The organism is uncultured Cytophaga sp. (assembly GCF_937863595.1).
Lineage (GTDB): Bacteria > Bacteroidota > Bacteroidia > Cytophagales > Cytophagaceae > Cytophaga.
The window spans coordinates 1-12,870 of the sequence record NZ_CALMGQ010000117.1; the positions used below are offsets into that span (position 1 = coordinate 1).

11 protein-coding genes are annotated in these 12,870 nt (G+C 33.0%); 8 read left to right on the forward strand and 3 right to left on the reverse strand.

From position 1 onward, the window contains the following. Positions 1-39: 39 nt before the first annotated feature. Entirely contained in the window at positions 40-348 is a 309-nt protein-coding gene (locus Q0543_RS10315; protein ID WP_299252301.1) for a DUF6787 family protein, read from the reverse strand. A 130-nt stretch (positions 349-478) separates the two neighbouring features. Between Q0543_RS10315 and Q0543_RS10320 the strand changes: the two genes are divergently transcribed. Beyond that, entirely contained in the window at positions 479-2,464 is a 1,986-nt protein-coding gene (locus Q0543_RS10320; RefSeq protein ID WP_299252304.1) for a hypothetical protein, read from the forward strand. A 386-nt stretch (positions 2,465-2,850) separates the two neighbouring features. Here Q0543_RS10320 and Q0543_RS10325 read toward each other — a convergent pair whose 3' ends face one another. Beyond that, positions 2,851-3,444 (reverse strand): DUF3575 domain-containing protein, encoded by a 594-nt coding sequence (locus Q0543_RS10325; RefSeq protein WP_299252307.1) that lies wholly within the window; start codon positions 3,442-3,444, stop codon positions 2,851-2,853. A 126-nt stretch (positions 3,445-3,570) separates the two neighbouring features. Between Q0543_RS10325 and Q0543_RS10330 the strand changes: the two genes are divergently transcribed. The 7 genes from Q0543_RS10330 (at position 3,571) to Q0543_RS10360 (ending at position 12,013) form a co-directional block, all read left to right on the forward strand. Further along, complete coding sequence (locus Q0543_RS10330) at positions 3,571-6,243, forward strand: T9SS type A sorting domain-containing protein (protein ID WP_299252310.1); 2,673 nt, start codon at positions 3,571-3,573, stop codon at positions 6,241-6,243. 69 nt (positions 6,244-6,312) lie between these two features. Then, the gene (locus tag Q0543_RS10335) at positions 6,313-8,385 is read left to right on the forward strand and encodes a gliding motility-associated C-terminal domain-containing protein (RefSeq protein ID WP_299252313.1); all 2,073 of its coding nucleotides are present in this window, start codon (positions 6,313-6,315) and stop codon (positions 8,383-8,385) included. A gap of 333 nt (positions 8,386-8,718) precedes the next feature. Further along, on the forward strand, positions 8,719-9,201 hold the full coding sequence (locus Q0543_RS10340) for a sigma-70 family RNA polymerase sigma factor (protein WP_299252316.1): 483 nt from the start codon (positions 8,719-8,721) through the stop codon (positions 9,199-9,201). A gap of 5 nt (positions 9,202-9,206) precedes the next feature. Continuing rightward, entirely contained in the window at positions 9,207-10,031 is an 825-nt protein-coding gene (locus Q0543_RS10345) for an anti-sigma factor (protein ID WP_299252319.1), read from the forward strand. Between the two features lie 132 nt (positions 10,032-10,163). Beyond that, positions 10,164-10,562 carry a hypothetical protein gene (locus tag Q0543_RS10350; RefSeq protein WP_299252322.1) on the forward strand — a complete coding sequence of 133 codons (399 nt, stop codon included), beginning with the start codon at positions 10,164-10,166 and terminating at the stop codon, positions 10,560-10,562. A gap of 4 nt (positions 10,563-10,566) precedes the next feature. After that, on the forward strand, positions 10,567-11,124 hold the full coding sequence (locus tag Q0543_RS10355; protein ID WP_299252325.1) for a YceI family protein: 558 nt from the start codon (positions 10,567-10,569) through the stop codon (positions 11,122-11,124). Then, a complete protein-coding gene (locus Q0543_RS10360; protein WP_299252328.1) occupies positions 11,111-12,013 on the forward strand; it encodes a DUF5777 family beta-barrel protein in 903 nt (300 codons plus the stop codon). The genes Q0543_RS10355 and Q0543_RS10360 overlap by 14 nt, the downstream gene beginning before the upstream one ends. Before the next feature lie 311 nt (positions 12,014-12,324). On the opposite strand, the gene Q0543_RS10365 is transcribed toward Q0543_RS10360, so the two are convergent. Next, positions 12,325-12,654: a T9SS type A sorting domain-containing protein gene (locus tag Q0543_RS10365; protein ID WP_299252331.1), complete on the reverse strand. Its 330-nt coding sequence runs from the start codon at positions 12,652-12,654 to the stop codon at positions 12,325-12,327. Positions 12,655-12,870 lie beyond the last annotated feature (216 nt).

Sequence of the window (12,870 nt, forward strand, 5' to 3'; positions counted from 1 at the left end):
TCGAAAACGATTGAAAATGGAGGGGTGTTGCATTTATGATTAGAATCCACCTTTCTTTCTTTTGAATCTGGATAACGTTTTATTCATAATACCGAAAAAAAATGTTTTTTCGCCCAATAAAATAGAATAGATAACCATAAAAAAATAATAAGAAGGTGTAATCAATAAGATCCAAGTTAACACAAACAACCAAGTAGGAGTACTTGAATCTATCCCAATTAATGGAAATACGAGTTTCCGTAATCTTACTGCAGTCATTCCGGTAATTGAAAAGATGAAAAATATTTTCGCTAAGCGCCAATTACTTTCAATTCCCCAACGTTCTTTTAATTTTTCTATAAATGCCATAATTCAAAATTAAAGAAAAATTTTGAATGAAATCTGTATTGTGTCAATTAAAGAAAATATTATTGTAAATTCAGTAACATAAAAAAATGAAGGAGCAAAAAGCTATAAAAGCTAGAGACGTTTAATTTTAATGAAACCTATTTTATGCATTGTGTTTAGAAAACAAACTGCTTATCACTTGATAAGTATTGTTTCCTGCATTCTTTTTCTGGGAATACAAGCAAGAGCACAAGTTAAAATAGTTTCAGTAAAGAAGAATCATTTCATTTTACTCAGGGATACAGTTATTGTTCCTCAAGAGGATACACTTATATTTTTATCCTCCAAAACCAAATATAAAGTTCGAAGAGACTACGAAAGTTATCTTGACAATAGATATATAGCATATTTATGGGAACAGCTATATCGAGATCAACCCTTGTCGTTATGTGATGATGATTCCATAACAGCAAAGTGTTCGACTGTAAATCCGTATTTAATATATGAAGGGAAATATATTCGCAATATTTACATCACCAAAATGGATGTCTTTGGCGGGAATATTGACGATACAGTGTTCGTTAAAAAGAAAATGATTGATAAGGTTGGAGATTTTTTACACGAAAAGACAAAGACGTTTGTTGTTCGTGATAACTTATTTATTAAAAATGATTCCATTGTAGATCAAAATAGGCTTTCAGATAATGAACGACTGCTGCGTACCTTACCTTACATGCACGATGCACGTATTTTTATTAAGGAAATCCCAAACGTATTTGATAGCGTAGATGTTGAAGTAATTGTACAAGATGTTTGGACATTAGGTGGTTCCTTTAATCCATTAGATTTTAATTTTTATAAATGGAATCTGTACGATCGAAATTTTCTAGGTATGGGGCAATCCATAGAATACAAAGGTCAATTTAGAACAACTTTAAAACCAAGTCTGGGCGGAGAATTTACCTATACAAAAAATAACTTATTTGGTACGTTTGTGAGCCCCTTTTTTAGGTATTCGCAGTTAAATGGTGGTGCTCAAATAGGCAATCAAAACGAATATAGCATTACGGCGGGCTTTAATAGAGATCTTTACATGCCCACTTCACGTATAGCCGGTGGTTACTCGTTTTCAAACAATTGGTCCGTTAATACCAAACAATTATTAGATACTGCTTTTTACGATTATAAATACAACGTGCATGATGGTTGGGCGGGTATTACAATCTCAGATATTAAGCGCAAAGGAGATGAGATCGATTTAATAACACGTCAAAATCGTGCGCGTATTTTCTTCTCCGTACGGTATTATAATAGAGCGTATTTACGAAGTGCCAATCAATATTATGCGAGAACTTCGGCTGCATATAACAATCAAAGTTTTGCATTAGGTCAAATGGCTTACTTTAAATACGATTTTTACAAAACCAAATACATTTATGGTTTTGGAAGAACAGAAGATTTGCCTTTTGGGTATTCATGGATATTAAATACGGGCGCAGATCAGCGATTGGAAAAACTAAGATATTATTTCGGATCTGAATTTTTCAAAATATGGGCTCGCCCGACTGGGTTATTTTACTTTTTAGATATAAGTACATCTAGTTATTACAATACGGAAAATAAATTTCAAGATATTTATGTGAAAGGCGCTGGCACGCTTGTTACAAAAGTTCGAAACATTCGTAATTGGAAATACCGTTTTTATTTTTCTGCTGCATATACTAAAATTACCAATCCGCAACTGAATGGATTTATTAATATAAATGGTGTAAGTGGTTTAGAGCAATTTAATTCTCTTGTCTTATTTGGACACCAATCCAGTTCGTTATCAGCGACGGTAAACTTATTCCCTAAACTGAAATTATTGGGATTCCGTTTTGCATTTATTTTATTGACAGAAGTTGCACAAATAGGTACAAGTACGGAATTCTTATTTAACAATACACCTTATATGGGCATTGGTGCAGGCTTTAGAACAAAAAATGAGAATTTAGCTTTGGATGAATTTGAACTTCGGGTGTATTGTTTTCCAAATGCACCGGGTGATGTAACCATGATTAAAATTGTAACATTATCTACACCGCGTCTCGGTATTAATATTAAAGGTATTGGCAGACCAAGTTTTATTGGTTTGTGATGTTAGTTTCCAGTTGCTAGGTGCGAGTTACAAGAGGAGGGAATTACAGAGTACATAGACGTCAATGTTTTTTCTGACACTGTTCACTGACCACTTTTTCGACTATGAAAATATCATCACCCTTTTCTAACTTCGCACTGATCCCTGTAGGGATCACATCTCTATAGCAAATTATATAAACTACAAAAAAAAATGCGCCCGCCCGGAAGGGGACGAGCGCTTTTTTAATTTTTAAAACACCATGCATACGATATGTTGCCTACTGTATTAGCTAGAGATATTTTATCACAAAGATGTGGACCTTAACTAGGGACATGAATATACATATCGATATTACTAATGTTTTGGAAACTATTTAATTTATAGAAACAGAATCCGTAATGGTATTAAAATGCGTAACCAATATTTAAACGTATTGGAATGTTTCCTGGGTTGCTTAATTTCTGCCAACCCGCATAGCTAGATACTGAACTGAAAATGCGACTATTAAAACCAACTTCAACACCTATAGCTCCATCAATAACCAATCTTTTTTTTACGAAGAATTGATAGCCAATCATACCTCCATAAAAAGGATATTTTTTTTCTGTATACGCAGAATTTCTACGTTCTGGTATGTATTGGATTTGATATACATAACCCATGTCACCCGCAAGGTATAAGCCATTGTTGTGAATGGTATTTTTATCTAAGTAATATCGTAGTTCTGCTTGAATAGAATATTTTTCGAAACGATTTGTAAAGGATGTGTTTTTTGATAATTGATTAAATGGATATGTGAATCTTCCTATCGCACTTACACTCCAATTTTGACTGAGCGCACGTTCGTATTGAAGAGCAAAATAACCCCCAAACCCAAATACACTCGTTTGAATAGTGTTCATGTAATTTTTATTAACAATTGTTAACGAATCGGTTGATTGACCAAATGATTCTATCATTATTAAAAGTAAAAGTGGCAGTATTATAAGTTTTTTCATTTTTGAATATTATATATTGTTAATATACTTGCAATTTGAAAAAAAAAAAAATGATTATTGCAAGAAATATATATAAATACACATATTTATATAGCATGTACCATTTTAACTATCTTTTAAACAATTATGATGAAACTGAAATTAATTTTTAAAATAAGGCTACTAACTATTGTAGGTTTATGTATGCTTAGCCAGTTTACTTTGTTGGCAGAAAATTGTCCAACTATTGATTTTAACTCTCTTAGTTGTGGATCTATTGGTTCAACTAGTACTTATGAAGTGAGTAATTATGACATGATTGGGAAAATTGAATGGACAGTTGAAGGAGGAGAAATTATTCAAGTAGGAGACTTTGATATTAGTTTTTTTGCTCAAACTTATTGTGGTGCTACTATGGATTGGTCTCAGGCAAGTAATTTTACTTCTATTAGTTACAATAGAAGTAATACTGGGAGCGCAACTTTTTATAATACATCTACAAACCAAATACAAACTGAAGGTCAGTCTGGAAATTCATTACCTTTTAATATTAATTATGCAAGAAAAATTGTTGTTTCTTGGTATAATAATGGTTCTTCTAAAAGAATAAAAGTTAAAGGCGAAGGTTTAGGTTTTTTAGGGCTCTGTGGTAAAAGTGAAACTACAAAAAATATAACAATTACTCCATATCTTAACAATGCATTCACATTAACAGCCTCTAAAACAAATCTTCTTTGTAATGAAGGTGTTACAATATCGGGTGCACCAGGTGGTGGGACAACTTATAATTGGTATGCACCGGGAGCTGTAATTCAACAAAACTGGAACAGTGGAATTTATGTAAGCAATTTTACAAATGACGGTGTCGTTTCTATTGGTGTTGTTGTTAGCAACCAATGCAATACTGTATCTAAAATAATTCAGTTAACTGTTACGCAACCAGATTTTGGTCACGTGCAACAAAATGGTGTTAATGTAGATGATCCTGGAACTCTGGTTAGTCTAGACTGCCAAGGGAATTTTGATTTAGGTATGCCATGGGTTAGTAATAATGCCACGTATACCTGGGAATTGCCAGGTACATCTTACAATAATCAGACCAATACCTATACAAAAACTATACTTAGTGGAAAGAATAAGCTCAATATACAAGGGCATTTACCAAAGGGAGGGTATACAGATTTTGTAGGTAAAGTAACCATTACAGGCGTTTGCGGTGCACCGGTCGTAAGAACATTTATTATTCGTCCTACATTAAGTCCTTCAGTTGATGCAGACATTTACTCTTGCTCTAATACAGCATTAATAAATGTAAATAATCCCAATGCGTCCTCACCGATCAATCCTTATATAGCATCAGCTTCACCGAATGGATGGGCTCTCTCTTGGGTGAATACACCTACAACATCTTTATTTACTGCATCTAATCCTGGTAACTATGTTATCAAAATTAACATAACAGATGCTAGTGGATGTCCTGTAACCTTACAAACCAATGTGCATATCGGCGCTGCAAGTGGAAATACCAATGCAGGTGCTGCAGGCTGGCAATCGGGTGTATTGAGCGATAACCGCAAAGCACCGGGTAGTAATATTGTTGCTTCTGGAGGTAATATCTACTTTTCTGGAAGAGATGGTAAAATCTATTATTATACTTTCAGCACAGCTCTTCAGAAATGGGTAATTAATCAAATGCCAGGTATTACAAATGCTGCAATACCAGTAGCAGGGGCATTTACAAAGATTGGAGTTGCAACTTTAAATAACATTCCATATCTGTTATATACAGAAATCACTACTAATAAATTATGGAAAATTGATTTAACAACTAATTTAATTAGTGATGCTGTTTCTCCTAGTAAGAATGTTTCTGATTTTATGGCTATGGGAAATGATATCTATGCAATTGAAAAAGGCTCAACAGCATTAATTTATAATAATGGTATAATTGATAATAACTTTGGATCTGCAACATTAAAAGCTATAATACCTGGGTATGGTATAACGTATGTAAAAAACAATGATTTATATTCAACAACATATGGCCAGTTAACTTTTGCAGGTGATGTATATGCAAGTTCGGATATGGTTTTTTACAATGGATATCTTTATTTTGCCCGAGGTCAAAAAGGAAGCGCTAACTTATATCGGTTACCAATGCCCAATCCAAATAGTGTGGAACAAATTACTACAACTTCCAACTTATCTGGTGTATTTACAATCAACCCGGCATCTGGTGTAATTTATTATGGTGTTATGGATGCAGGTATTTTAAATACAATTGCTACAGTTTCTTCGGGATATTATAAAAGTTCCAACATATATCAAGCATACTTGTCTGGTTCAACTTGGAACTTTAAAGCAGCTACAACAGTAAAATCTGGGGAGAATTTTGATATGTATATTCAAAGTCCTATTTATTCAGGCAATCATGTCTATTACATAGGTGCAGGTCATAATGAAGCTATAGGAAGTAGATTTGAATTAGAAGTTTGGAACTTGTATTATGAAAATGGCTGTGCACCAGTAGTACAACGTATTGCTGCAAACGATATAGTTTTAGAAGAAACGAATAACGTATTAGTTTACCCAAATCCATTTAATAGGGAATTGATGGTTGATTTATCAACGTACACAATAGATGGAAATGCTACATCCGTTGCTGTTGAAATAATGGATGCAACTGGAAAAAATGTATACAGTGGAATCTTGCAATCAGAATTAGCATCTATTGCTACTGTAGATTGGTCTGCTGGTATGTATGTTGTTAAAATTAAACACAACAATACATTGACAATTAAAAAAGTAGTTAAATATTAATAAAATCAATCAAAAGGCAGTAGGTATTCTTATCTTAGTATAGGAATACCTACTGCCTTTTATCTTTTTATGAAATACATTACATTAAACTTTATTGCTCTTTTTTTATACAGTATAAATCTCTTCGCTCAACACGAAACGGATAAGCGTGTAATAGGTTTTAAATATATATTAAAATTCAATAAAAACAACCCAGAAGTTGTTACAAAAAAAATTAATTTGTATAACCCAACTAACTCCAATTACAAAGGAGATTTACAAACGCCTTATGTGAATTCTATTTGTGATACATTAGGCAACCTACTTTTTTATTATGACGGAGTAAGTGTACATGAGCCAAATGGTGCGGTAATGAATAATGGACAATTACATGCATACAATTTTAGCTCCCTTTATGCCACAAGTTTGATTGTACCTATTGAAGAAAGCAACCGTAGGTATTATTATTTATTTGAAACTGTACCTCATGAAGAAAATTGGAATTATGTTACTAACAGACCAATTGATGATATAACAAATTGCTACTATCCAAATAAATGCGGAAAATTTTGGGATTTGTGTAAACTTGAATATCACATCATTGATATGTATGGCAATGGAGGGAAAGGAAAAGTAATTAATAAAAATATTTTTCTTAAAGACTCTGTAGCACCTTCCATTAGTGGTATTAAACATCAAAATAATATTGATACGTGGGTATCTGTGTTGGGATATCGAAGCAATAACATATTGAACTACAGAGTGAATTCTTGTCAAATTTATGGACCCATTGTAAATAGTATTCCTAATTTTGAATATAAAGAAAATCCGTTATATATACCTTATTCACCCGCAAACTATACAGGGTATCAACTTGTATATTCAACTAAAGGAGATTTTGCAGCCTTTCCGGGCAATAAAATTTCGGACCAACCGTCCGCTTCTTTTATTCCATTTTATTTGTTTATCGCCCCATTTGATAATCAAACAGGGCTATTCAATTTTAATTCATTACAACAAATAGATGCGCGCAGTGGAATACATGCAAATTTATTTTCGCACGATTCAAAATATTTATATTATCATAATAGCGAATGGTTTGCACCTGTCAGGATATATCAATATGAGCTTAATACTGGAATATCTATACCCATGTATTATAATAATATTCCGTTCAATAATAGTTATTCAGGCACTGATTACGGAAGAGATAATACAATACTGATTTATAAATACCGAGCTAGAATTCAAGCTGGCAGGAGCAATCATGTAAGCTACTTAGGTGAAATTAAGAATATAGATCAGGCTTTTGTGCCGGCTAATTTAATAGATTCGTTGCCTTTGCCTGCAATGGATCAGCCTGATGATATTCCACAATACACCTACATCGCTCGCAACAATTACATCTACAACTTCTACCATCCCGATTATAAAAAACCTAATGCATTTCCGGTAGCACAAGCTATTACAAATAAAATTGCATCACCATCCTGTTTTAATACTCCCGTAATATTAAAAGGCCATACAACTTCACCAGTAGATAGTTTGTTTTGGATAGTAAAAAAATCAACGGATAATACGTGGCACCGATATGATGAGGATGCTATTCATTTGGCGCTCAATACTGGAAAGTATACAGCAAGTCTAGTAACGTACAAGTATTGTTTGGCAGATACCAGTACGCAGCAGTTTGTATTGGAAGACTATCCTGTCGTTCATTTAGTAGATGACACATTGTATACCTGCGAATCCAAATCCCTTGATTTACCAATCAATACCATGTATAAGTATAACTGGTATAACCAATATGGTAGTGCAACTTCCAATTCTGTCTATCAAACAGGGCAATATGATATGGTTGTGAAAAACAGTTGTGGCACAGCAAAGGATAGTCTATATCTACAAAATAGCACTGTACAAATCATGAATTTAGTGACACCAAACAACGATGCTAAAAATGATTGTTTGTTTACTGTGTCAAATAATCCAAACGAACATATTCAATTAAGTATTTATAATTCTTGGGGATCGCGCGTTTTTTACGATGCTTCGTATAGCAACAATTGGTGTCCACAAAATGACATTGCCGATGGAGTGTATTATTACGAAGCTGTATACAATAACGCTTGTACTAGCAAAGGTTGGGTGCAAGTGCTGCATTGAAGTTAGTTGCTAGCTGCGAGCTGCTAGGTACTAGACGAGAAAAGTACGAAGTATGTAGTACAGAGTACAAAGACGTAACTACTTTTTTCTGACCATTGACCACTACATTTTTTATAAATAATGACCCTGGTCATATAAAATACGATACTTTTTGATAAAAATGCATGAAAATAGTTTTTGATATTTTTATGTTAAAATCGCTTTATTCCTATAATTAAATACTTACCTTGTGATAATCTGTAGATACAGATTATTTGCAAAAGGAACATAATCATAGAAAAAAAGAATACCATATCAGAAGAGGAACTCATTAAGCGTTTATGTGCTCAAGATGTGAAGGCATTTGAGTATTTATATGATAATTATTCAGGCGCCGTTTATGGTATTATTTTAAAAATAGTACGTTCTGAAGATTTTGCTCAAGAACTACTAAATGATTGTTTTTTGAAAATTTGGAATAAAATTTCAGATTATGATTCCTCAAAAGGCCGATTATTTACATGGATATTAAATATTGCTCGGAATATTGCATTAGATAAATTAAGATCTAAAGAATATAAAGCAAAAATGAAAACCGATGACGTGTCTGAAAACGTATCTATTTCAGACACCCAATATAGTCAGGCTAACAATCCAGATTTTATCGGTATAAAAGAAATCGTTCAACAATTACCTGTTGAACAAAGAAAATTAATTGATTTAATGTATTTTCAAGGTTATTCTCAATCAGAGATTGCCGAAGAATTAAATATGCCGCTAGGCACTGTGAAAACACGGGTAAGAGCAGCAATGACAACTTTAAGGAAATTATTTTAACAGCATTGAATACACAAGATTACATAGCGTCAGGTATTTTAGAAATGTACATTCTAGGAGGATTGGATCAAACAGAATCCGAGCAAGTAGAACGTGCCATTTCAACCTATCCGGAAATTGAAGCTGAATATAATCAACTTCAATTGACCTTAGAGAATTATGCTCAAGCGCATGCAATTGCTCCCCCAAGTGCATTGAAAGATAAAATTGTTGGTGCAATCGAGAAACAACTAACCGATTCAAAAACAGAATCTGCATTTAATAGTAAGTCCATTTCTATCGTTCCGAAGAAAAATACATTTAATTGGTTGGTTGCTGCATCTGTTACAATTGCTATTATTTCAACAGCTCTTTCTGGATACTTTTGGAATCAATGGAAAAATGCCGAAGGTCAGCTTATTTCCATGCAACAAGAAAATAGGATCTTTGCTCAGAATGTAAATTTCCTAATAGATTCAAGTCAATTGATGTTAAAAGAGAAAAATGAATATGTTTCTTTTATAACAGATACTGCTACTACAAAAGTAGTGTTAAAAGGCTTACCTATCTCGCCAAATGCAACTGCCTTGGTGTTTTGGAATAGAAGTACCAAAGAAGTGTTCTTAGATATAAAGAGTTTGCCAACACCTCCTGAAGGAATGCAATATCAATTGTGGGCGCTTGATAATGGTGTGCCAATTGATGCGGGCATTTTCGATCTTACAGAAACAGGAAGCTTACAAAAATTAAAGTCTATAAACAATGCGCAAGCATTTGCTGTGACACTTGAAAAAGCAGGCGGCAGTCCAACACCTACCTTAGAAATGATACATATTCTCGGTACGATATAATTTAATCCGTTTAGATATTTTAATGGATGGTTTTGAGAGAAACCATCCATTATTTTTTTGTGCAATCCATCTGTATGGTTTATTACGTATCTAAGGCAGATCTATTAAAAATAGATTTTTAACATCCATTCAATGAGTAATTTCAAAAAGAAGTTCTACTATATCTTTTCAATTGGTATCTTTATAGGATTAAATGCGTGTGCATTTAATAAAGGTGAAAATCCAATTCCTGTAAATAAAACTGTTTCGTATATGACGGATGTAAAGCCTATTTTGGTGACACATTGTTTTAAATGCCATTCAGATACTGCTACAAATCCACAAAAACCGGGTTATGCATTCTTTAATAATTTCAGTGACGTTCAAAAGTATGCATTGAGATCAAGTACATCAAATCCCAATTATTCTGTATTGATTGCACGATTGAAGCATTTAGAATCGCCAGAAATGCCTTACAAAGAAACGCCGCTGCCTGATTCGCTTATACAAACAATACAAGATTGGGTATTACTTGGCGCACCAAACAATTAAGAATATGAAAAATAGAAACTGTATTTATATTGCTATTTTATTTCTGATAACGGGATTTACAACGCAAGCACAAATATTTATTTCAACGACAGGTAAAACTTCTTTCTTTTCTAGCGCTCGGCTAGAAAATATAGATGCAACATCCAAAAAGACCAACGTTGTTTTGAGTACCACAACAAACGATGTGTTGGTTAAAGTATTGATTTCGTCTTTTGTATTTAATAATGGATTGATGCAAGAACATTTTAATGAAACCTATTTGGAGAGTGCTAAATATCCGTATGCACAATTTAAAGGTAAAATAAATGAAGAGATTTCGTTTACAGTTAATGGAGTGTATCCAGTTACAGTAACAGGCTCTGTATTGATACACGGTGTTGAAATCATACGCACCATACCTGGCACGGTGACTGTAGATAAGAATACGATTACATTAGAAACAGATTTTATTGTGCCTGCAGCTAAGCATAAAATTGATATTCCAAAAGATAAAATTTCAAATATTTCACCCGATATTACTGTGCATGTAAATGCCGTTTGTATTCCTTATGTTAAAAAGTAAACACGCATTTCTACTCCTATCTTTATTTGCCATTCAAAATCATTTTGTAGCTGCGCAAACAGATTTAGATAGTTTTTTAATCGAAGATAAAAAACCAACCTATGTGATTGCTAGTTTTAAAGCTACGCGAATTGTAAATGCGCATTCGATTGAAACCGTTCGAAAAGGAATTCTAGATTTTAGAATTACACACCATTTTGGTGACGTAGGCGGAATAAATGGAGGGCCACATACTTTATATGGTTTTGATAATGCTTCTGATATTCGTTTCGGGTTTGAATATGGCATTACGGATCGGTTAACTGCAGGTTTTGGAAGAAGTAAAGTAGCAGAGAATTTAGACTTTTTCTTGAAATATCGTTTATTGAGACAAACCGTCGATAATAGAATGCCTATCTCTGTAACGCTCTTTGCTGATATGGCTTTGACACCACAAAAGAATCCGGTAGTGTATACGGAGTTTGCAAATCGAATGTCGTACGTGTATCAATTATTAATAGCACGTAAATTTTCAGATGCATTATCACTCCAATTTATGCCTATTTATCTACATAGAAATTATGTAGCAAATGCCCAGGATCACAATGGATTATTTTCCTTAGGTTTTGGTGGGAGAATCAAACTTACAAAACGATTTGCTTTACTTGCAGATGTGTATTATAATTTCTCCGATTATCTAAAACCGTCTAATTCATTTTATTTACCTATTGGGGTAGGAGTAGAAATAGAAACAGGTGGACACGTATTTCAAATCTTTTTTACTAATAACGCAGCCATTATTGAAAATAGTTATTTAGCAGGGACAACATCCTCATGGGGTAAAAGTGAATTTAAAATTGGCTTTACAATTTCAAGAGACTTTGCGTTTCACAAAAAAGAGAAGAAATAGTACAGAGTACAGAGTGCAGAGTACAAAGTACGGAGTACAGAGTACAAAGTACAAAGTACAAAGTACAGAGTACAGAGTACAGAGTACGGAGTACAGAGTACAAAGTACAAAGTATGCTGAACTTGGTTTTGATATGATTCTTGCTACCAAAAAGACTCCCGACAGAAAATTTAAATTCGACTTTTTGTAATAGGATAGTGATTTCTAAAAAAAATATTAGGCTCACAAAAAAAAGTCACGCATTGTTGCGTGACTTTTTTTTGTTTATACTTTATACTCTGTACTTAGTACAGAGTATAAAGTACTCCGTCTTATTTATTTTTTATCATTTTTCTGGATTCAATAATCCCTTTGTCACTATATAAGTTACAGAAATAAATACCTGTTCTTAATGAACTAATATCTATGGTCATTGAGGTGAAACCTGTTTTGCCCATTAAATCAATATAAGCAACTTCTTTTCCAATCATGTCATAAATACGAATGCCTCTAATGTCCTTATTTGAATAATTGATGCGGAATGTAACATCATTTTCAACAGGATTTGGAGAAATATGAAAAGACGTAGTTGTATCTGATTGAGCAAAAACGCCAAATCCGATTCCAAAAGTCAAAAGTATTATTGTTACTATTTTTTTCATACTGTAATCAAATATACGATAAATACATATAAATGTTAAGAATCATGCCAAAAATCGTTCTGTATGAGTTACTTTTTGTCTTAGTAAATGTAATTAGCAGTATAATATGCTTATTCAATTCTATATATGGATTTGTTAGTTATTTAAATGCCAATTATTCAACTTATTACAAAATATTTAAATGTTAATGTTCAATTTTATATTATATTAGTACCA